General features: G+C 48.3%; 23 protein-coding genes and 1 pseudogene. 3 read left to right on the top strand and 21 right to left on the bottom strand.

Going from position 1 to position 19,894, the window contains the following annotated elements; all coding sequences use genetic code 11:
* Window positions 1–28 precede the first annotated feature (28 nt).
* The 16 genes from ACEPST_RS01150 to ACEPST_RS01225 are packed head-to-tail and all read right to left on the bottom strand — an operon-like array spanning window position 29 to window position 12,326.
* Window positions 29–1,150, bottom strand: coding sequence for a 1-propanol dehydrogenase PduQ (locus ACEPST_RS01150; protein WP_204122072.1), 1,122 nt, complete (start codon window positions 1,148–1,150; stop codon window positions 29–31).
* A gap of 3 nt (window positions 1,151–1,153) precedes the next feature.
* Window positions 1,154–2,602 (bottom strand): aldehyde dehydrogenase family protein, encoded by a 1,449-nt coding sequence (locus ACEPST_RS01155; RefSeq protein WP_204122071.1) that lies wholly within the window; start codon window positions 2,600–2,602, stop codon window positions 1,154–1,156.
* Between the two features lie 7 nt (window positions 2,603–2,609).
* The gene (locus ACEPST_RS01160; RefSeq protein ID WP_204122070.1) at window positions 2,610–3,080 is read right to left on the bottom strand and encodes a GlcG/HbpS family heme-binding protein; all 471 of its coding nucleotides are present in this window, start codon (window positions 3,078–3,080) and stop codon (window positions 2,610–2,612) included.
* Between the two features lies 1 nt (window position 3,081).
* Entirely contained in the window at window positions 3,082–3,663 is a 582-nt protein-coding gene (locus ACEPST_RS01165; RefSeq protein ID WP_204122069.1) for a cob(I)yrinic acid a,c-diamide adenosyltransferase, read from the bottom strand.
* A gap of 18 nt (window positions 3,664–3,681) precedes the next feature.
* Complete coding sequence (locus ACEPST_RS01170) at window positions 3,682–3,945, bottom strand: EutN/CcmL family microcompartment protein (protein ID WP_275404341.1); 264 nt, start codon at window positions 3,943–3,945, stop codon at window positions 3,682–3,684.
* Complete coding sequence (gene pduM / locus ACEPST_RS01175) at window positions 3,933–4,436, bottom strand: PduM family microcompartment protein (RefSeq protein WP_203646167.1); 504 nt, start codon at window positions 4,434–4,436, stop codon at window positions 3,933–3,935. Before pduM ends, ACEPST_RS01170 begins: the two co-directional genes overlap by 13 nt.
* A gap of 22 nt (window positions 4,437–4,458) precedes the next feature.
* A complete protein-coding gene (locus ACEPST_RS01180; RefSeq protein ID WP_204122096.1) occupies window positions 4,459–5,112 on the bottom strand; it encodes a phosphate propanoyltransferase in 654 nt (217 codons plus the stop codon).
* 30 nt (window positions 5,113–5,142) lie between these two features.
* Window positions 5,143–5,418 (bottom strand): BMC domain-containing protein, encoded by a 276-nt coding sequence (locus tag ACEPST_RS01185; protein ID WP_125766228.1) that lies wholly within the window; start codon window positions 5,416–5,418, stop codon window positions 5,143–5,145.
* 48 nt (window positions 5,419–5,466) lie between these two features.
* Window positions 5,467–6,009: a BMC domain-containing protein gene (locus ACEPST_RS01190; RefSeq protein ID WP_204122067.1), complete on the bottom strand. Its 543-nt coding sequence runs from the start codon at window positions 6,007–6,009 to the stop codon at window positions 5,467–5,469.
* 14 nt (window positions 6,010–6,023) lie between these two features.
* Window positions 6,024–6,383, bottom strand: coding sequence for a glycerol dehydratase reactivase beta/small subunit family protein (locus tag ACEPST_RS01195; RefSeq protein WP_204122066.1), 360 nt, complete (start codon window positions 6,381–6,383; stop codon window positions 6,024–6,026).
* A gap of 2 nt (window positions 6,384–6,385) precedes the next feature.
* Entirely contained in the window at window positions 6,386–8,218 is a 1,833-nt protein-coding gene (locus ACEPST_RS01200) for a diol dehydratase reactivase subunit alpha (protein WP_204122065.1), read from the bottom strand.
* Window positions 8,219–8,238: 20 nt separating this feature from the next.
* Window positions 8,239–8,760, bottom strand: a complete 522-nt coding sequence (locus ACEPST_RS01205; protein ID WP_395390463.1) for a diol dehydratase small subunit — start codon at window positions 8,758–8,760, stop codon at window positions 8,239–8,241.
* A gap of 26 nt (window positions 8,761–8,786) precedes the next feature.
* The gene (locus tag ACEPST_RS01210; RefSeq protein WP_204122063.1) at window positions 8,787–9,467 is read right to left on the bottom strand and encodes a propanediol/glycerol family dehydratase medium subunit; all 681 of its coding nucleotides are present in this window, start codon (window positions 9,465–9,467) and stop codon (window positions 8,787–8,789) included.
* Window positions 9,468–9,490: 23 nt separating this feature from the next.
* Window positions 9,491–11,167, bottom strand: coding sequence for a propanediol/glycerol family dehydratase large subunit (locus ACEPST_RS01215; RefSeq protein WP_203646172.1), 1,677 nt, complete (start codon window positions 11,165–11,167; stop codon window positions 9,491–9,493).
* An 18-nt stretch (window positions 11,168–11,185) separates the two neighbouring features.
* Window positions 11,186–12,013 (bottom strand): propanediol utilization microcompartment protein PduB, encoded by an 828-nt coding sequence (gene pduB / locus ACEPST_RS01220; RefSeq protein ID WP_125766235.1) that lies wholly within the window; start codon window positions 12,011–12,013, stop codon window positions 11,186–11,188.
* 19 nt (window positions 12,014–12,032) lie between these two features.
* The gene (locus ACEPST_RS01225) at window positions 12,033–12,326 is read right to left on the bottom strand and encodes a BMC domain-containing protein (protein ID WP_203640091.1); all 294 of its coding nucleotides are present in this window, start codon (window positions 12,324–12,326) and stop codon (window positions 12,033–12,035) included.
* Window positions 12,327–12,623: 297 nt separating this feature from the next.
* On the opposite strand from ACEPST_RS01225, the gene ACEPST_RS01230 reads away from it, so the two are divergent.
* On the top strand, window positions 12,624–13,691 hold the full coding sequence (locus ACEPST_RS01230) for a helix-turn-helix domain-containing protein (protein WP_204122062.1): 1,068 nt from the start codon (window positions 12,624–12,626) through the stop codon (window positions 13,689–13,691).
* 107 nt (window positions 13,692–13,798) lie between these two features.
* On the opposite strand, the gene ACEPST_RS01235 is transcribed toward ACEPST_RS01230, so the two are convergent.
* Window positions 13,799–14,503, bottom strand: coding sequence for an MIP/aquaporin family protein (locus ACEPST_RS01235; protein ID WP_125765622.1), 705 nt, complete (start codon window positions 14,501–14,503; stop codon window positions 13,799–13,801).
* Between the two features lie 203 nt (window positions 14,504–14,706).
* Here ACEPST_RS01235 and ACEPST_RS01240 point away from each other — a divergent pair, with 203 nt between their 5' ends.
* Together ACEPST_RS01240 and ACEPST_RS01245 are read left to right on the top strand one after the other, a co-directional pair.
* Window positions 14,707–14,964 carry a hypothetical protein gene (locus ACEPST_RS01240; protein ID WP_204122061.1) on the top strand — a complete coding sequence of 86 codons (258 nt, stop codon included), beginning with the start codon at window positions 14,707–14,709 and terminating at the stop codon, window positions 14,962–14,964.
* A 159-nt stretch (window positions 14,965–15,123) separates the two neighbouring features.
* Window positions 15,124–16,666: pseudogene (locus ACEPST_RS01245) on the top strand (IS1182 family transposase); the annotation flags it as partial.
* Between the two features lie 110 nt (window positions 16,667–16,776).
* Here the strand turns inward: ACEPST_RS01245 and ACEPST_RS01250 are convergent.
* From ACEPST_RS01250 to ACEPST_RS01265, 4 genes are all read right to left on the bottom strand, one after another.
* On the bottom strand, window positions 16,777–17,166 hold the full coding sequence (locus ACEPST_RS01250) for a hypothetical protein (RefSeq protein ID WP_395425076.1): 390 nt from the start codon (window positions 17,164–17,166) through the stop codon (window positions 16,777–16,779).
* Window positions 17,167–17,169: 3 nt separating this feature from the next.
* Window positions 17,170–18,249, bottom strand: coding sequence for an IS30 family transposase (locus tag ACEPST_RS01255; RefSeq protein WP_395390477.1), 1,080 nt, complete (start codon window positions 18,247–18,249; stop codon window positions 17,170–17,172).
* 182 nt (window positions 18,250–18,431) lie between these two features.
* On the bottom strand, window positions 18,432–18,899 hold the full coding sequence (locus ACEPST_RS01260; protein WP_204120886.1) for a Panacea domain-containing protein: 468 nt from the start codon (window positions 18,897–18,899) through the stop codon (window positions 18,432–18,434).
* Window positions 18,900–19,286: 387 nt separating this feature from the next.
* Window positions 19,287–19,868 carry a hypothetical protein gene (locus ACEPST_RS01265; RefSeq protein ID WP_204120887.1) on the bottom strand — a complete coding sequence of 194 codons (582 nt, stop codon included), beginning with the start codon at window positions 19,866–19,868 and terminating at the stop codon, window positions 19,287–19,289.
* Window positions 19,869–19,894: the final 26 nt, after the last annotated feature.

Genomic DNA, 19,894 nt, shown 5'->3' on the forward strand with positions numbered 1-19,894 from the left:
GTCATCTTTCCTTCTATCATCAACTGATTTACCGAATCACTTTACGGTAAATCGCCTTTAAATCCTCATCGGTTGGCACAACCGGGTTCCCCGCAAACGTTGCGTCTAATTTGGCATCATCCACCACGACCTGCAGCTTGGCTTCGGCGTCCTTAGCATCAACGCCAAATGCCCGCAAATTTTGGGGACAATCCATCTGGAGCATCATCTGCCGGATGCGTGACAGTAGGCGTTGAATCGCTAACCGATCACTCAACCCACGAGAGGCTAAACCCGCCTTGCGAATGGCCTCGGCATATTTATGCAGTGCCAGCTCAGAATGGGCCGCATTGTACGCCACGACGTGTGGCAACAACATGGCGCAGGCTAAGCCATGGGGTACCTGGAAGTTAGCCCCAAGTTGATGCGCCAAAGCGTGGCAAATGCCTAATCCCGCATTGGTGAAGGCCATCCCGGCCGCACACGAAATTTCGTGGACCGTCTGACGTTTGGCGACATCGTCCCCGTGCTGATAACAATCGACTAAATCATGGGTGATGACATCAATGCCCTTCTCGGCAAAGGCATCCGTAATCGTGTTGGCACCCTTGGAGACTAACGATTCCAGTGAATGGGTCAACACATCCAGTCCGGAGTAAGCGGTGACACTCTTGGGCGCCGTCATGACCAACTGCGGATCTAATAACGCCACATCCGGTGTCAAATAAGGCTCACTCAACGGAATCTTCGTATGGTTCTCGGTATCAGAGACGACCGCAAAACTGGTGACTTCTGACCCGGTCCCGCTGGTCGTTGGAATGGCGATAAACGCTTTGAGCTGCGTCTGATTGAGCTTTTCACCGAAGAAGCGAATGGCCTTACCAGTATCAATCGCTGAGCCCCCGCCAATGCCAATCATCACATCGGGTTTGACCTGATTAAACTGGGCAACCCCCGCCATAATCGTTTTCAACGGTGGATCGGGCTTAACGTCTGAAAAGAGACTGACTTGGTTAGACTGGTTAATCCGTTCTTGAATCCCCTTTAACGTAGGGGTTCCTGGCAAAAAGGCATCGCAGACCATTAAGATACTTTTACCAGACAGCTGTTTCAGCCAATCAAGGCTATCTGTTCCGGAAAAAATCTTGGTTGGAATTTGAAATTCTTCCATGGTCTAAACCTCCCAGTTTCTCAGTGAAAATCCTTCAGGGCTCGTGAACCGACGACGACGCGTAAAGGTCTTGGTCGTCGTGGTCCCTTCACCGGTTGGGGTCGCAATCGTAAAGGCCGCAGCACCCGTGTAGTAGCCGTTATCGCCAACCCCGGTTGCAGCAAACGTTGGACCGTTAGCCACAAAGATGGAGGTGTTCATCCGATGAGCCGCTTGATTGATATGTGGCAAGTTCTCGGAATGAATTGAGGCCGTGTGGTGATGTCCGCCTTCAACTTCAACCGCCGTTTGTAACGCGGACTTAAAGTCTGGGCAGCAAACCACTGGCAGAATTGGCATTAACATTTCGGTCGTGACTAAGGGATGATCCTTCTTGGCTTCAAAGGTAATCACTTTCGGCTTACCCGTGTAAGGAATCTTGGCCGCATCCAGAATCACGGTGGCATCCTTCCCGATATAGGTCCGACTTGGTGTGCCGTTCTCTTGAATCGTCATCTTAGTTAACGTGGCAATCTGGTCGGCATCGGTGATTAAGAAGGCCCCGGCAGTCTGCATCTTTTGAATCAAGTCATCCTTGACGCTGGCTTCCACGACAACTTCCTTTTCAGCGGTACACAAGATGTTATTGTCAAAGGCACAAGAGGTAACCACATCATGGGCAGCCAAGTCCAGGTTGGCCGTTTCATCAACGATGGCTGGTGGATTCCCAGCACCGGCACCAACAGCCTTTTTCCCGCTAATCAACGCCTGATGGACCACCGCTGGGCCACCGGTCACCGCGAGCATGGCAATGTCTGGATGCTTCATCATTTCTTGGACGGACTCAATTGAAGGGACGTCCAGGGAAACGACCATGTTCTTCATCCCCGTTGCTTTTTCAACATACTTATTAAGATGTTCGATCATCCAACGCGTAATGTTCTTAGCACCTGGGTGGGCCCCGAAGAATAAGGTGTTCCCGCCGGAGAGCATCATGATCGAGTTGTTAATCACCGTTTCACCGGGGTTCGTGCTTGGTCCAACGACCCCAATGACGCCAAATGGCGTGTACTCATACATGGTCATCCCGCCGTCACCCGTTTGAACCTCGGGATCCAGCATCTCAACGCCAGGCGTGTTGTACAGGGCATCCTTCAGCTTAGTTTCCTTCGCCTCAACGGTTCCCATGCCGGTCTCATCCCAAATCGCCTGGGCAATTTCCTTCAGGTGGGGACCAAAACCGTCTTGAATCGCCTTGATAACCTTTTTCCGAAAGGCTAACGGCTTGTCCGCATAGGCAACTTGGGTCTGCTTAGCGGCCGCAACCGCGGCATCGACCGTTTGAAAAATCCCGTTGCCTAAGCCCTCTGGTTGGGCCAGCTGTGGTGACGGTTCGGCGTCAGTGGACGCCTGCTTCGCTAATTCTTGGTGTAAAATCTCTCTGATTTTTGTCTCTAACTCATCGGTCTGCATATCTTCGTCACACTTCCTTTAAAAATTCCCGAATGGCTGCTTCACAGATGGCTTGGTCTTCCTCGACCAGGCCACCGCTGACCCCAATCGCCCCGATAATTTTGTCATCGATCACGATCGGGATGCCACCCGGAAACGACACCAATTTGCCATCAAGCATCGTTTCCATTTGATACAAGGGGCCGCCCGGCTGAATATCACGACTAATGTCTTTAGTGGGCTCTTCCATGGCGATTGCTGACCACGCCTTCTTCGGTGCGAGCAACGAGCCCACTAAATTGCCATTCGGCATGTGATACAGCATTTGGACGATCCGTGCGCGATTCATTAGGCAAATGGTGACGCCAACACCGAGATCGTCCGCCTTGGCAACCGCCGCATCAATCACGCGCTCCATCTTTTTGCGCGCAAACGGTTGGGCGGCATCCTGCTTGGACAGGACATCCTTCACAATCTGATTTAGCTGTTGTGCATCCATCCTATTGATCCCCCTTCACTGCTTGGCAGTACCGCTTGATGACTTGATCTTCAATGACGCGCAGTTGACGTTCGTGATCCTCTGAGCGGGCGATGATGTAGAAGAAGTCTGATAACCGATTGACATACTTTTCAATCTCCGGTCGAACAAAATGCGTCTGCATGAATTTAACTAGCAACCGCTCTGCCCGGCGGCAAACCGTCCGACAAACGTGTAACTGGGCACCGGCCGTACTAGAACCCGGCAGAATGAAACTGTCGACGGCTGGTAGACTGGCGGTGTATGCGTCAATGACGTGCTCCAAGAACTGAATGTCTTCCTCAGTAATCATGCGACTGTTCTGCTGGAAGGTGGTTGCGTGCTGCGTGGCTAGCTCTCCTTGCAGGAAGAACATATGATACTCGACCCACTGCAGCCATTCGACATTCTTGGGGACCTGACAGAACTTATCGGCCAGGCTCACATTCGCGTTCAGCTCATCAAAGGTGCCGTAGACCTCAACTTGTAATGAATCCTTCGAAACCCGTTGCCCATCGTACAAACTCGTCGACCCTTTGTCGCCGCCTTTGGTATAAATTGGCATGGCAATCACCTCCCACTGCTAGACATCCACGCTGTCGATGATGCCAACGATTGAACAGTCATTCACATCGTTAGGCACATTGTTCACCGTCGCGTGCCGCGCACCAGCACCACGCGCCAGTAAGACCCGCTCGCCAATCCCGGCACCAACCATATCGGCCGCAACTTCCTCGGAGCGCATCGCTTTGCCGTCCGCGTTAATGGGTTGCACAATCATTAACTTGCGACCAACCAGCGAGGCGTCCTTTTGCGTCGCAACAACGCTACCAATTACTTTTGCCATATACAATCTTCATCAGTCCTTACCTGCTTCGTGATGTGCTTTTGGGCCATCGCAGTCACAGCCTCAACCGTCAACCGTTGCTTGGGTGAGACAATCAGAATCGCTTGATCCGGTAATGCAGCAATCTCCGCTCGACCAATGCTGCTCTGGTAGTCGGCCTTAACGACCTGCGCGGATCCGACCTCAAAGGTGACCGGCCAATCCCGCAGCATTTTGAGCGGGATGAAATTGATTAGATTGCGATTAAGTTGAAACGTAAAGTGTACATCGTAACTCATTCCCTTCAGCAACCAGGCAACCCAGGCATTCGCTTCGTTAACTTGGTATAGATTTAACAGCAAGTCAATCGTCATGCCTTGTAGCGTGACCTGACCAAAATCAATCAGGAGTCGTTCACTGGGAACTGGCGCTTGTTCCGAATAAGGAATCGCTTTCATTTTAGTTTGGCGCTCTTGAATTCGTTTAAGTACCTCGGCAATCACCCGATCCATTCACCGTCACCAACTTTCATGCTTAAAATGTTGACTGAACTTTCGGAATGATGTGCGCAACCGTGGTCGACTGAACGTTCGCGGCGCTGGCTTCGTCCGTGTCGAGATGCATTTCTAGCGTAAAGTCTTTCCGTGGCCGGGCAATCACATCATCATAAATGGTTCGACGGCCCGCTGAGTTGATTTCAACCGTCACGGTATCGCCCAGCTTGACGCCAAATCGTTGGGCATCCATTAAACTCATGTGAATGTGTCGCTTGGCCACAATCACACCCTGAACGGTCACCTCACCAGCCGCTGTGCGCAGCTTAACCGATGGTGTCCCCGCCAGATCACCCGACAACCGAATGGGTGCCGGGACCCCTAGCTTAAAGGTTTCTGAATTTGCGATTTCAACCTGTGAATGCGACCGGCAAGGGCCTAAGACCCGCACGTGCTCCAGGGTTCCCTTGGGACCAATCACATCACACGTTTGCTTAGAGGCAAATTCTCCGGGTTGCTTCAGTTGCTTAAATTTTTCCATCTTTTGTCCTGGAAATAATTTATCGAAGTCCGCTTGAGTTAAGTGAATATGGTGGTTGGAAATGCCAATTGGAATCGCATTTGGATCGGCAACTGCGCTGGCACATTCAGTCACAATTTGGCGAACTAGAGTCCGTAAGTTTTCTTCAGTCAATTCCATAAGTTATCATCCAATCTCTTCAGCTTATTTACCGCTTGGTAAAATACCTTCAACTTCAGAATGTGGACGAGGAATGACGTAGGAACTGACGATTTCACCGACATTGCCCCCAGCTTGCACACCTGCATCCACTGCGGCTTTAACGGCACCCACGTCACCACGAACCATGACCGTGACCAGTCCACTCCCAATCTTTTCTTGTCCAATCATGGAAACATTGGCAGCTTTGACCATGGCATCCGCTGCTTCAATCGACGCAACTAAGCCTCTAGTTTCAATCATTCCAAGTGCATTGTTCATCATTCATTCCTCCTAATTTTGCTCCCAGGAGCCAAGCTCTCATCGAGGTTAGCTTTCCGGTTTGTTCTTTGGTTGCGACTTGTTTGTTGCTGGTCGCTTAGTCGTTGGTTTACGACTCGGTTTACGACGACTGACCGGCTTCTTTGCGGCTGGCTTGGTGGTCGTTGGCTTCGTAGTCGTTGGTGTTGCCTTGGCCTTGGTCGTTTGTACGGCCGGCACCTGTGGCTTCTTAACGGCTGGGGGCGTCTCGACCTTCTGCGTCGTTACCGGTTTCTTGGGCTGAGCAACGGCGTCCCCAGACTCACTTTCTGGCAAATCGTTGCTAAACGCATCCGTCTGTCCCAATTCAGGAACACCTTCGGCTGGGTTGGCCAAGACGGTGGTGCTGACGACGGTCACCCGACTGTCGGCTGTTCCAGCCTCAATCGCGGCTTCAACTGCAGCGACATCCCCCGTCACAGAAACGGTAATGTACCCACCGGTCGCATTCTCAATATTCTTAATGCCTACCGAAGCGGCTTTTAGCATATGATCCGCCACCATGATGGCATCGGTGAGTCCAATCACTTCAACGTATCCAATTGACTCCATTTCGTTCACCTACCTTACAGCTTAAATGGCACACCCTTTACTAAGCGGGCGGCATTGGCGCCGATGATTCTGATGGCCTTGGCCGTGGTCACGTCCTCCGTAAAGAGCGGGGCGTTCGGTGCCAGATTCTTGTAGTGCACCACGATCTGGTCGTGACTATAGGCAATGCCTACCGACAACCGCGAAGCAACCGCAGCATCGTAAGCCCGCGTGACTAAGTCCGGCGACGTCTGATCAGAATTCGGTAGAAATAGAAAAGGAATCTGTTCCTCTTCTATTCCCAACAGCAACGGCTGCAACCGTTCCGGTAAGGTGGTGCCATCCTCTGGCAGGAGGGCAATGTCGATTGCTGGACGATCTAAATCTTCAGCCATGGTCATTGTCGCCTACTTTCATCAGCGTACGAGAGAATCAGTCCCGTTGCGACGGCGTTCCGGGGACCTTCAATGCCCCGAATGTTCCCGCGTCCGGCAACCAAGTCATAATGCGACAGCTCATCGGTGACCAATCCAGGAATTTCAAAATCAAGCGCCGAGCCACCCACGATAACCACAAACGGGATATCGCGAATGTTACCCGTTGGACTGACGTGGCGTAAGGCCCGAAGCGCGTTGGTCACAAACACCCGCTTCTTAGCCGTTTGCCGAATCAGCTTGATTTTTTCAATGCTTAAGTTCCCCGGAATCGGTTCATAACCGGTCGGCTTCAGGGCAACGACCCGGGCAAACAGTTCTGCGGGCAAGGGATCCTCGAAGAACTGAACCGACCCATCCTCGTGCCGCAGTTGAAAGAGGTTCTCAACCTTGGCCAGCGGATAACGTTTGATATCTTCTGCCAGGTAAATGTTGTCGAGCCCTAACTCGGAGTTGATGATCATCGTGACCATATCTCCGGCACCGGCTAAATGAATGGCGACCTTCTGATTCTGCTTATTCACAATGGACGCATCGGTCGAGCCGGCACCCAAGTCCAGGATGGCCAGCGGCTTGGTCGTTCCGGGCGTCGTTAACGCCCCCAGAATGGCCGACTCCGCTTCGGCGCCCCCAATTTCAACGGGGATGCGAAGTTCCTTCTTGATCAAGTCAGCAATCAATTGCATTTGCAAATGGTCTGATTTAACCATCGCGGCAATCCCGACCGCCTGTTCCATTGAGAATTCACCGGCTAACCCGCCCCGTACCTTGACGGGCACAGACGTGTTCACTGCCAACAGGTCTTGAATAGCGATGTCCTTGTTCGTCTTGCCGGTTAAATCAGCCATGGTTTGCCGAACCTTTTCGAGCATCCCCCCCACGTTGGTGCCGGCTTCACCAGTGATATCATCGATTTGATCAAAGACGTTGATCTTATCCATAATGCTTTGCGCACCCGTCGCCACGTTGACTTTTTGGTGGCCCTTGTTCCCGGCGATGGTAATCGCCCCAGCCGGGATGACCCGCGCCTTAACATCACCCTTAGGCGTCTTGATCACAACGGCTGACCGATTCCCAATCAGTGCCCGCGAAACCGGCACGATGTTCTTCGTTTCTTCCGAGTTCAAATTAAACAACGTAGCAATCCCGTATGGGTTGGACAATTGCGAAATCACTTGCCCTTGCGGCGCAACTTCAACCGCGGCCAGCATATGACGTGGCACCTTATCGATCCGGGCGACTTCATCCACAATCGGCAACTTCGTTGTTAACCGATTATCAACCAAGACCCCATCATCGCTTTGAAGGATTGCCGCTGTAATATGGTAGCCGTTAGCAGTATAGGCATTGATCAGCTGGGCAACATCCGCAAAGTCCATCTCTTTCGACACAATCACGATATAAGACCGCTGTTTATCCGTCTGCTCACGCAAATCTAGTAAGTCGACCGTATAACCAGAACCAGTCCCCACGCCACCAGGAGTTCCCGGGTTATGCCCAATCATCGTTGATTCGGTAATCACCGTTTCCGTAATGGTTTCCATGGCAACATCGCCAATCACTGGAGTGGCCTCGTTGATGCGAATCAAATCAACATCCTTTAAGTCAGTTTTCGTGGTCGCAATCACGCGATGAATCGCATCCTTAACCCCAATTAAGTTTTTCTTCGTTCCCTTAATTCCCGTTGTTGGCGCAATTCCAGAACCAAGAAAGTTAACCTTGCCATCCGTTGACACATCCGCTAAAGCAACTTCAGTCGAGGAATTACCAATGTCTACACCAATCACACGTGTCATGCTAAAACCCCTACCTTTGTCTAATTGTCACCCTTCAGCTTATTGTGCTTTTCATAGTTAGTTGCGGCTTCCTTGAACCAGTTGGAGCAAATGGGTGCATGGTACTTGTCTGCCAGTTCATCGGCAATGTCTAACAGGTCCTGCTTGGAAGACCGGTATGGCCGCAAAGCCCCGTACATTTCAAGTAACCGATCATCTGGCACACTGGTCAATTCAGCTGCTCGCTGGAAGTTGTTTTGAATCTGTGAACGACCGGCTTCGGTAGCGATTTTCCCTTGCATTCTTAACGTTGATGGGGCAATCCGTAATTCTTTCGAATCCACTTTGCCATCCACGATGTCTTGGAACGTAATCGCTTTCAATTCTTTGCCAGATGGTGACTTAACTAAGTCTGGGTGCTTCTTGAACAGTGGGAAGTCCTTGGCCGTCAAATCAGGATCAGCACTAGTCGTGTCTTGAGCTGGTACCTTAGTCGCTGTCCCACCGTTGCCGTTTAACTCTTTCATAATTTTGGCAACTAAATCGTCTACTTCACTACTCATCAATACTGCCTCCAATCACGTACTTGTTAATTAAAGTTCACATCAATTTCTTCAGCTGGTTTACCAACCACAACCTGCTTCGTTTCTTTAATGTGCATCAAAGCTGCCAGTGCTTGGTAACGTGGCCGAGCCATTTGATCATTAACCGTTGGTACTGGGCTTGGGGACATGCCTTTCGCATACTGAGCCGCGTTCTTCCCGATTGCCCGGAACGTATCCAACGTCAGAACAGGTGCTTGTGGGAATAATTCCAAGTTGTTCAAAGGATCTTGGTCCTTCTGGTGAATAATGGTCGTCCCTTTGGATTGCACCGCAATGGCGATTCCGGAACCGGAAAGCTTGTCGGCTTCGGCTGAGATAAAGGAAACGTCTGAAGTCCGGTAAACCTTCATGACCCGGGCCTTCAAGCCTTCTTCTTCAATTCCGGCAATCAGTTGCCGCAAAACATCCTTGTGTGATTGCTTGATGATGGTTTGGGTCATGACCGTGGCAAATGCAGGTCCAACGGCAATGACCACTTCGTTCTTAGAACGTCCCGGCTTCGCAAGGCCCATTGGCTTGAACCAATCGACACTACTTTCTTGACTGGGGCCGTCCGTTGCAACTTCTCCGCCCTTAAATGAAATTGGGGTATCAGCGCTCTTCATTTCTCCAAGAACATCGCGAACAATGCTCTTGAGTAAAGTTTCATCAATTTCCTGACTCACTGAACTTACCTCCTTACCTGATACTAGAAGTCAACTTTTTGAGGATCCAAGGCCCAAGGAATATCCTTGATCTTCTGCCACTGGTCCTTGTTTTCCCAAACACGGTAGCCAGTTCCTGGACCCATGTAATCGTTGTTATCGTTGATCGCAGAAATACAGTTCCAATCCTTGTCGAAGATGGCAGAGGTTTGCAGGTAGTCCCCACAGATCTTTTGTTGGGCCAACTTGAAGACGGCTTGGGCAGTATCGTCAATGCCATGGTCATCCAACGCCTTGATGATGTCGGAAACCGTGACGCCACGATCCATCAGGTCTTGAGCCGCTTTGATATCCTGGGTCATGTCACGCTTTGGCATATCGTCTGACGTGCTCCCATAGGTTGCAGCTTCAACTTCTTCATCAGTGATTTCTGGTAATCCTAAACCATCGAAGACCGCTTGAACCGCCTTGGCAGCCTTTTGACGAATCTTGATAGCTTGATCTTCAGTGATTGGCAAAATCCCACCGTCAACCGCTAAGTCACGTTCCATGGATTCGTAGTCATCGTAGTCCAAGACATCCATGTTGGAACCTGCGAAGGTGTTGTCGGAGTTTTCTTCACCGGCATAACCAGAAGAAATGTAGTCAGTCCCGGCGATGAATTGACCTAACATCCGTTCAGTCCGACGAATATCAGAGTGTGAGAACGTTTGGTCGTTACTGGAAGCACATTCCAGATCCATCATCATGCACATCAGGTTTTCACCTAAGACTTCACGCAGACCACTTGGAACCGCACTAGGAACCCCGATACAACTAACACTCCCGTTTTGCAGGCCTTGAACACCAGAAGCCTTCGTGATGTAAATGCAACGAGATTCCAGGTAGAGCATGGATTTCCCTTCGGTGTAGCCCATCAGCACTTCAGAACCAGAACCGGAACTGAACCGCATCTTCAAGCCACGTGAGGCATAGCAGGAAGCCAAGAAGCCTTTGGACCAAGGCGTATCGTCACCATCAGTGAAGACTTTGTCGGTCCCGTAAACGGAAATCGTTTCGGCATAGGCCGTGAAACCACGCATCCCTAATCCCAGTTCAACCGCTTCTTCAACGGAACATTGGGTGATAACCCCGGGACGACCCGCTTGAGCCCCGACCATTAATGAAATCGCATTTAATGGGGCATAACGGGCAACCGCCGTGGTCGTTTCAAGTTCAGGGAAACCACGCAAGGCAGCTTCGGCACCATCGGCCGCAATTTCTGCTGGATTATCCAACGTGTTCGTAATATGTGCTTGGGTAAATGGTGTCCGCCGTGGACGCATCTTTTGAACCGCCATGATCATTTCAGCGAAGTTCAATTGATTGATGACATCGGAGGCTTTGGCTGGCGTCAATGCCGTCGTGACCTTGGCCACTTCGGAACGCGAAACGTTGGGATCAATCAGCATTTTTGCAATGGATTGTGAGGACATCGCGTTGGCCTTTTCAGCATTGGCAATGTTAATCCCATATTCAGCGATGTACTGGTCGATTAAATCAAAGTCTTCGCGCTTCTTGCCATCAAGTTCGGTAATAACACCGTTTTCAACTTTGAGACTTGGATCTGGGTCGTTCTTGCTGTGCATCGCAACCAGACCTTCATCGTCCCATTCCTTAACAAATCCGTCCAAATGTACTGGACGCTTCTCAAGCTTTTCAAATCGTTTTTGCCGCTTCAATTAAAATCATCCTCCCAACTACTTAATGTATGATGGAAAATCATTGACTGGCTTATCGCCTAATTCGGCTAATAATTTCAAACCAACTTCACGTCCGGCCATGACAGCTTGACGAACGGCACCTGATTCACCACTAATGTGAACCATCCCTTCGTTTGAGAAGCTCGTTCCGTGACCTGGTGACGCGAAGGATAACACGTTGACGGAAGCTGTTTTGACAGCTGTATCGGCCATCACAACCCCAATTCCGGCAGGCGCCCCACAAATCAGGCCGTAAGCCTTACCTTCAGGCGCACCGAAGGCAAAGTTGCAGGCACCTGAAGCCCGGGCAGTGAATTGGAATTCCAAATGTCCGGCGGCGGAATTATAAACATCCCCGAACGTCCGGCTCAAATTATCCAACGCCACATTGATTGCCTGACGGGCATCCGATGGGTCGTTACCACCGACAATGATCAAGGAACCATGGCCAGCGCCACCCTTGGTATCCCGGGGTAATTCAACGTCAATAACTTCGGTATTCGTTTGCTTAACCGCTTCATCAATGGCCATGATGTGAGGACCCGCACCAGAGCGGGCACTCAGAATCCCCAAAACGGGGTACTTCTTGGATACATGTAATTGATCAAGTAATAATGGATCAACACTTGGAATCACCATCCCAATGGTGTCCCCGATTTCTCGGGTCCCGACAAACTCAGGAACGACACTCGTTGAGTTCAAAAGGTCCTTGGTTTCCATTTTCTTTCCTCCCAACGAACTCATTGCTTCCTTAGGATCGATATTGATACCGCGCTTCAAAAGTTCTTGAACAACTTTCTGAATCACTTCATTATTTTCTGCCATCTTTATCAACCACTAATCCTTATTTGGCTGCGTCTGTTGCTTGCTTAGGTAACAGCTTCTCAACATCCGTGTGTGGACGTGGAATGACGTAGTTCGAAACAACTTCGCCGATGTTTTCCGCTGCTGAAACACCTGCGTCAACAGATGCCTTAACCGCACCAACATCTCCACGAACCATTACCGTGACTAATCCGTGACCAATCTTTTCTTGGCCAACCAAGGATACATTGGCAGCTTTAACCATCGCATCGGCTGCTTCGATTGAAGCGACTAACCCTTGGGTTTCAATCATTCCTAATGCTTCTTGTTCCATAAGGTGAGACCTCCCATAAAGTATAGAATCAAGCCGCTTCAATTCGGTTTGAAGCCGCCTGTTATTCTTAAAACACCTTCATTATAGAGAAGTCGACCGTCATTATCTTAATGAACAAATTCACAAAGCCTGCAATAATTCACTGATAAAAGGTAAGCTTTTTCCAAAATGACAAGATTGAAACAAAATTGTAAGCGCTTCCTTGCATTTTCTTGATAACCCGTTTAAAATTACCCATAGATAAGATTCTACTAATAATGTTTTCGAAACTTGGATACCTTCGGAAGGAAGATCACTATGCCTATTAGTACTCCCGTCACTATCGATTACACTGGATTATCTGATTCGATTCAACTATTTTCAAAAATAAGTCAAATAAGGACCTCCTTTTATGACTTCAGCGATACGTTATTAAAAGATGGTCACGTTTATCACGGGATAAGTGAGGTTGAACACAATCTCATTTTGAAGGATTCGGCAATCACCCTCCTGTTTCCGGTAATTGCTGCCGACAATATCATCGGTTTTGTCATCTGTGACGCGACCGGGGTCTCCCAAGAACGTGCTCACCTGGCCAAGACTTACATAGAGAGCATCTCCAACGATACTTTAGGAAAGTTACTGCATACCCACATAAAGATTCTCAACCCACTCAGTGCCCATAGCGTCTCTCAGATGAGAAAATTTGCTCTGTTGTTCAAACCAACCCTCAATCGGATTGATCAACAGCCGGCCACCAATCGCACGCATCCTCTGACCATCAAGAAGACCTCGAGCATTGATGACATTCTGGCCTACGTGCAAAGCAATATTCGTAATCCGATTTCCCTGGAATCAGTCTCACAGAACGTTTTCCTCTCGCCATCCTATCTCAGTCGGATTTTTAAGCGGTACCTTCACGTGAATTTCATCGACTATGTCAACTACCAACGGGTCGCCATCGCTTGCAAATACTTAATGCTCACCAACAATAAAGTCAGCGTCATTTCCAGACAAGTCGGTTGTGCCCAGAATAGTTACTTCTCCAAAGTCTTCAAACGTGCGACTGGCATGTCCCCCCTGGCCTATCGTCGAAGCCACGCGGCCGTTCAAAAGGTCTTGACCATTCCCCGTGATTTAACTTGGAACGATCAAGATACCATCTTTGATATTTCCCGCCGCTACTTCAAACAATTAGACTGTGACTTCTCCATGCAGACCACGAATGGCTACCCCTATGTCAACCAAATTGGGTCCTTAACGGATTCTGGGGCGCGGGGCTGGCTTTACACGGTTAATTGTCAGCAGCCCACGCAGCCATCCAGCAACATTGTTAGTGCCAATAACGCAGTGATTCAATGGATCTATACGAGTCGCGTCTCGTAAATTATGTTCGGGTTCAGCCGCTTAATCCGTAATTTAGCCAAATTAAAAACTATCCACCGGTAAGTAACTGCCGATGGATAGTTTTCTGTCTGTCTAACCTAATTACATCAAAGGGCAACCTTAATCGCTGCCGCAATCGTGCCACCCAGCAGTGGGCCACACATTGGTACCCAGGCATACCACCATTCACCACTGCCACCATTTGGCACTGGCAAAATCGTGTACGCCAACCGTGGACCCCAGTCACGGGCTGGGTTAATCGCGAAGCCCGTGGTCGTCCCGAGGCCAGTCCCAATGACCAGAATCAGTGTTCCGACGATGAATGGTTTCAGTCCTTGGGTAAAGTTCCCGAGGTTCAGCAGAACAAAGACAAACCCAAAGGTCGCAACCGTTTCAGAAATAAAATTATAAAATGGCGATTTAATCGCTGGCCGCGTTGCAAAGATGCCGACCGTGTTGCCTTCTGCTTCACCCTTGCTGGCTTTGAAGTGGGGGGCAAATTGTAAGATGACGATTGCCGCACCCACAAAAGCACCGAGAAATTGGCCGGCTAAGTAAGGCAAAACATGTGACCAGGGAAAGAGGCCAAACAGGGCAAATGGAATCGTGACGGCTGGATTCAAATGTCCATCTGAACCCAATGCGCCGGCCACATAGACCCCCATCGTCACGGCCAATCCCCAGGAAGTGCAGACAAACAGCCAACTTGATCCCTTAGCATAGGACTTATTCAGGTTCAACCCAGCACCCGTGCCGGCTCCGAGAAGGATTAAAACCATGGTCCCAAAAAACTCACCGATAAATCCATTCAAAATTGACACCCACCTTTTCTAAGTATTACCATTTTTACTGGCAATTCTATCTTAGCAAAGGCGAGCGGTAGAATTTTATTCTGTTCACCTTTGAACAAGTGAACGCGGCTAAAATTTGCTATTTCTTAATTGCAATCATCCGCGAAAAATTCTGCTTGCGTTATCGAACGTTTGTTCGTATAATGCTATTTGAGGTGATGATCATGGAACAACGCGCATTCAACGGAAAAATAATCGCTGACCCGAAAGTCCTCAAGCTCAGTCCCCTACTCATCTTTGCGAAGGTTGCTGACGAGGCCGGTAACGTTCACAACTGCCTGATTCACCAGCATGGGCTGAATTTCCTGTACCAGGCCACGTCCGGGGCACGGGTTGCACTTTACGGGCATCTGAACCAACGTAAACAATTTGTCGTCACCCACTTTACTGTGGTGGCCAGTTCGGCTTCTGTGGCTTCTTAATGGTAATTAAAAGAGGCTGTGACATAAGTCTCCAAAACGAAAACTGGTTGAGAAAAATCTTCGGATTTTCCTCAACCAGTTTTTTGGTATAATCAAAATAAAAAAGAGCATCGGTCGCACCCGACACTCCTCGAAACTATCCCCGAAAGGATGTTCAATATGCAAGATTATTATAACATGAACCAAACGACTTTGAGTATCGCTTTAGACTATTTGCCAGAAGAAAATCATCCGGCTCGTTACATTGATACGCTGGTTGAATCTCTAAAGTTAGACTACTCCTATCAGTTTGGTCGTCCTCGAGAATATGATTTAGCTGCCATGCTTAAACTAGTCCTACTTGCTTATACCTATGGAATTTTCAGTAGTCGTCAAATCGAGAAATTTGCCCGTGAAAATAAGCCCGCTGGTTGGCTAATCGCCGACCAGGTTCCTTCATATCGAACTATTTGTCGTTTTCGTATCTCGGATGAATTGGCTAATTTGACGCAGCAAAGTTTAAACAACTTAACGTCATTTTTAAAAGATGCCGGTGTAATTGACGATGTCACATTTATTGATGGGACTAAGATTTTAGCCGATGCCAATAAATATAGCTTTGTGTGGCGGAAGAACACCATCCGTTTTGACAAAATGAATCGGGACCAATTGGTCTCGATTTTGGGCGAACTCCACGAAGCAAAGCTCATCGGTGAAGTCCCAGCTGGTTCTGACCTTACAGTGAGCATGTTGGACGCTGTGATTGGAACAGTTGAGGATAAGTTGGTTACTTTAGATGAAAAAGTTCAGGCAACAAGAAAAATATCACCTAACCCAGCCAAGCAACAGCGACGGCTTCTTAAAACACAGCGCCGAAAATTAGACCAACGGCGGGACAAGATGATTGAACATCAGCAGCAACAAGCAACCTACGGTCAACGAAGCAGCTACTCAAAGACTGATCATGATGCCACTTTCATGAGGGTTAAGGAAGACCCCATGCAAAATGGCCAGCTGAAGCCAGCCTACAATCTTCAAATCGCAACGAGCAATCAATTTATTACCGGATTCGACCTGTTCCAAAACCCAACCGATACACGAACCTTTCCACTATTTTTAGCAAGTTTGGAATCGCAAAATGTGCTTGGTAAAGTCATTGTGGCCGATGCAGGTTATGGCTCAGAAAGTAACTACCGATATTGTGAAGACGAGCTCGATAAACACGTCGTATTAGTTCCTTACGGGACAATGCTCAAAGAAAATAGTCGGAAGTGGCAAAGTGATGATCGAAAGGTAATGAATTGGGATTACTACGAAAAAGATGACTATTTTATTGACCCGAAAGGTGTCAGATTCAACTTTAAAGCTTATCGAAAAAGCACTGACAAGTATGGCTTTACTCGTGGATTTAAAGAATACGAAGCCGAAAAATACAATGAGAATCATGAAGTGATTCCACTGGCTTTGACACCAAAGAAAAGGCTTCGCCGAATTAAAGTGAATGAGGCATGGGAATACTTTAAGGCAAAGGAACGCACCCAGCTTTCAAAGCCAGAAAACAATGCTATCTACGGACGTCGAAAGATTGATGTAGAGCCAATTTTTGGCAAGATGAAGGCTTATTTGCATTTCAATCGCTACTCGGTCCGTGGTCTAGCGAAGGTCAAAAAAGAAACTGGAATCCTCGTTCTAGCATTGAATATCCTCAAGTTAGTCTCCACCAGGAGAAGACGGCTTGAGAATCAAGAGCATGGAAATAAGGCACGAAACCAAAGTTCGGTTTCGTGCCTTATTTTTGTTCTACAGAGGCTAGTTATGTCACAGCCTCATTTTTTAATGCTTATATAATTTAAATTTTGTGTCCACAGCGAGAATATAAAACGTTTTCTCCTGAATTCTCCCAATAATTCGTCCCGTATCTGAAATACGAAAAATCCAAAAACCCGGTAGACAGTCTAAGTGTCGTAACGATCGCGTAAAATCAGGATGAACAGCTACCGCAACTTCTTTCTCCGGCAAATTTTCTAATCCAAGTCGTTTAGGCCATCCAAGAATCGCATTGTAGCGTTCTGACGAGAGTCGAACCATTTTATCAAACATTTGGCCCTTGACGACTTTGGTAAATCCCTTACCATCAAAGCCATACTTTCTATCTCGTGTGATGAAGGAAAAGTTAAACGCCAATCGATCCGGCTCAAAGTTAAGAATTTTTCGCTTCCCCAATTGTCAAATCAAGTGCAACACAGGACAGTAAGGCGTAAGCATAACAGGATGCATGTTCTTGAAGACCTGTGTTTTGAAGACCTGGGCGGCGCTAGCATAGCCCAGGGATTTACGTAATCGATGGTTAAGTGCGTTTTGAATGGCTTGGATCGTTGGTAGATCAAAGTTCTTGAGAGAGATGCCCTTCGGAATGTACTCACGGATGAGACCGTTGAGATTCTCATTAGACCCTCGTTCAGAGGGCGTATAAGGATGAGCGAAGTAAACTTTGGTTCCTTGGACCTGATCTAGCTCGGCAAACTCACTGCCATTGTCAAATGTGATTGACTGGAAGTTCTTAGGACCATAGGCCGTAATGACCCCTTGAAGTGCCTGGCGGCAAGTGTCAGCGTGGTAGTCAGGAATCTTAACGATGATTTCAAAACGACTGACACGCTCGGTCAATGTCATCAGTGCGGGTTCGCTAGTAACCCGCTTGCCCTTAACTAGATCTCCTTCCCAGTCGCCCACCAAGATACGTTGGTCGACGATAGCTGGGCGCTCATCGATTGAGCTGCCCAATATCTTCTTATTCTTTCGGGAGCGAGCTCGACGAGTGCTCTTTACTCGACGACGTAGTTTGACTGGTAAATCAGCGTTACACAGATTCAGATAGCCTAAATCAATGTATCGATAAACAGTAGGTGTCGATGGGCAAGGCTTGTCAGGGTAAAGCTGATGGAATCGGTGGACGAAGCTATCGACACTATCGACTCTAATCTTCGTTTTAAGCGCTTCGACTAATAGCTTGAAGAAGAGCCAGCAACGCTTTAGCAAGCCCTTAGAATGACATTTAAGGCGGTCTTTTTCATAGACAGCCTGTCCTGCTTCAGCAAAATATTGATAGTATGGCAGATAGTCGGAGTTAAGCTGGCGAACCGTGCCACGCTTGATTTCGCGTGAGATAGTACTGGGATTTCGATGAAGATTACGAGCAATTTGGCGAACAGATTGGTGGTCCTTCAAGAACGCTTCAATTTGGCCACGCTCTTCGGCAGAGAGTTGTTGGTAAGTAATGGTAGTGGTATGATTTGACTGGGTCATGGAGATACCTCTTTCTTTTTGGTTTGGTCGCTTAAAAGTATAGGTCTCCATGGCCTATTTGTTTACCCTCAATGTCTTAAGGGGTGTTGCACTTCAATTTTAAATCGGGCGAATTTTTCGCTTTCGCAACTCGACCTTTTTTCTCGCAGACTTCTCGTACTTGGATGTCAACCGAAGTTTGGTCACTGAGCAACAACCTCAGCAATAAAGAAGTCTTTCATTAGCTCAGGACTGATGACGGTATTTTGAGGTGTTTCCAGCCACGGCCGTTCCTCATGTGTTCGCCGCATCAACTCGGTTGCTGATTGGTCCCCAAAAGCCGTCCATACAGCTGCCAATACGATACCTAATTGGGAATATTCAGAAATACTTTGATAGTCATCGACTGCCGTTGTATCGTCAGTTAGATTCCCAACGATTCCCCGTCGACCCTGATATTTTTCGTGGATCTCACGCACCACTGGTCCAAACTGCCAAGCAAAGAGGTCATTGGCAAAAGCCTTCTCGCCATAGGCTGCTAAATGCGTTCCCTGAACATAATATAGCAGCTTCATGACCTTCATTTGTGTTAACTCATCGGCTTGAATCGTTCGCATCTCTGCATTACTGGTCACTCGAAACCAATTAACAATTTTGAACACATCGGTCATCGGCTCCCACCCCTTTCACTTGCATCTCAACGACTACCGGTAGTATACCTGCTAACTCAGGCTCTTGTAAACGAATTGCCGTAATTCTCATCAACTAATAACAATCGTGTTTGATTGGTTTAGTTGTTTGATACTTCCTGCGTGACATTGACCTTCTTGTCTTCAAATAGCTCAAGACTGTCGATTCTAAAATACGCCTGACTACTTGTCCTAAGAGGACAAATAATCAGACGTATTTTGCTTATTCTCTGGAACATCCCCCGACTCCAGGGAACTTTTGTGTAGAAAGACCGCAGTCGGGGAACATCCCCTTTCACCATTAGCTCACAAGCCAACAGCCCCCATTGCCACTTTCTCTGGAGGTGAAAGTAGCAATGATTTTACAACCTATTTCTTCGCGCCATATAGATTGGTGTAGTTGTAACCTTTAGGGTTCGTTTGCTTAGCCAGTTGCTTACTGGTGTAGTAGTACGGGATATCAACGGGTAACGAAGACAAATGCTTATCATGTAGCACCTTAACCTTCTTGCCGTTCACCTTAGCCGTGACAACCTTGTAGCTTGAAAGGGCATCCTTAGCCGTCATCGCACTTTTAGTGGTGTTCCAACCGCCCATTTTAGTTGACTTTCCCGCCTTATAAGCAAAGATCCAGCTATCTTTGCCCTTTTGTAGCTTTTTAGCTGAGTTGTATTGGTGTAGCACGTATTTATCCGCCGTGTTGGCTTTGGTGGTTCCCCACCCTGCCCATTTCATAGTTAGGCTCTTAGCGGTAAAGGTCAGCTTACTGTACGTGAACTTCCCGTTATCATTTTTTTCATAGTGATACCAGGTACGCCGCAAGGACTTCGGAAAAGTCTTCAACGACTTCTTAGCCTTGGCGTCTGCCGTCACGCCTGGTGTGGTAACAGCGACTGCAGCACCCATAGTCGTGGCGACCATCACTGCGCTGATAAGTTTCATTAATTTCATTCTGGATTTGCTCCTTTTACAGTTAT

The sequence above is a fragment of the Levilactobacillus sp. FUA 3915 genome, from assembly GCF_044053135.1.
GTDB classification, from domain to species: domain Bacteria; phylum Bacillota; class Bacilli; order Lactobacillales; family Lactobacillaceae; genus Levilactobacillus; species Levilactobacillus lanxiensis.

Bases quoted from the DNA above. Each gene is read 5' to 3' on its own strand.
- ACEPST_RS01170 (WP_275404341.1), bottom strand. From the start codon at position 3,945: ATGGCAAAAGTAATTGGTAGCGTTGTTGCGACGCAAAAGGACGCCTCG.
- ACEPST_RS01165 (WP_204122069.1), bottom strand. From the start codon at position 3,663: ATGCCAATTTATACCAAAGGCGGCGACAAAGGGTCGACGAGTTTGTAC.
- pduB (WP_125766235.1), bottom strand. From the start codon at position 12,013: ATGGCAGAAAATAATGAAGTGATTCAGAAAGTTGTTCAAGAACTTTTG.
- pduM (WP_203646167.1), bottom strand. From the start codon at position 4,436: ATGGATCGGGTGATTGCCGAGGTACTTAAACGAATTCAAGAGCGCCAA.
- ACEPST_RS01265 (WP_204120887.1), bottom strand. From the start codon at position 19,868: ATGAAATTAATGAAACTTATCAGCGCAGTGATGGTCGCCACGACTATG.
- ACEPST_RS01190 (WP_204122067.1), bottom strand. From the start codon at position 6,009: ATGGAGTCAATTGGATACGTTGAAGTGATTGGACTCACCGATGCCATC.
- ACEPST_RS01150 (WP_204122072.1), bottom strand. From the start codon at position 1,150: ATGGAAGAATTTCAAATTCCAACCAAGATTTTTTCCGGAACAGATAGC.
- ACEPST_RS01240 (WP_204122061.1), top strand. From the start codon at position 14,707: ATGGAACAACGCGCATTCAACGGAAAAATAATCGCTGACCCGAAAGTC.
- ACEPST_RS01260 (WP_204120886.1), bottom strand. From the start codon at position 18,899: ATGACCGATGTGTTCAAAATTGTTAATTGGTTTCGAGTGACCAGTAAT.
- ACEPST_RS01200 (WP_204122065.1), bottom strand. From the start codon at position 8,218: ATGACACGTGTGATTGGTGTAGACATTGGTAATTCCTCGACTGAAGTT.
- ACEPST_RS01205 (WP_395390463.1), bottom strand. From the start codon at position 8,760: ATGAGTAGTGAAGTAGACGATTTAGTTGCCAAAATTATGAAAGAGTTA.
- ACEPST_RS01225 (WP_203640091.1), bottom strand. From the start codon at position 12,326: ATGGAACAAGAAGCATTAGGAATGATTGAAACCCAAGGGTTAGTCGCT.
- ACEPST_RS01155 (WP_204122071.1), bottom strand. From the start codon at position 2,602: ATGCAGACCGATGAGTTAGAGACAAAAATCAGAGAGATTTTACACCAA.
- ACEPST_RS01160 (WP_204122070.1), bottom strand. From the start codon at position 3,080: ATGGATGCACAACAGCTAAATCAGATTGTGAAGGATGTCCTGTCCAAG.
- ACEPST_RS01195 (WP_204122066.1), bottom strand. From the start codon at position 6,383: ATGGCTGAAGATTTAGATCGTCCAGCAATCGACATTGCCCTCCTGCCA.
- ACEPST_RS01230 (WP_204122062.1), top strand. From the start codon at position 12,624: ATGCCTATTAGTACTCCCGTCACTATCGATTACACTGGATTATCTGAT.
- ACEPST_RS01185 (WP_125766228.1), bottom strand. From the start codon at position 5,418: ATGAACAATGCACTTGGAATGATTGAAACTAGAGGCTTAGTTGCGTCG.
- ACEPST_RS01255 (WP_395390477.1), bottom strand. From the start codon at position 18,249: ATGACCCAGTCAAATCATACCACTACCATTACTTACCAACAACTCTCT.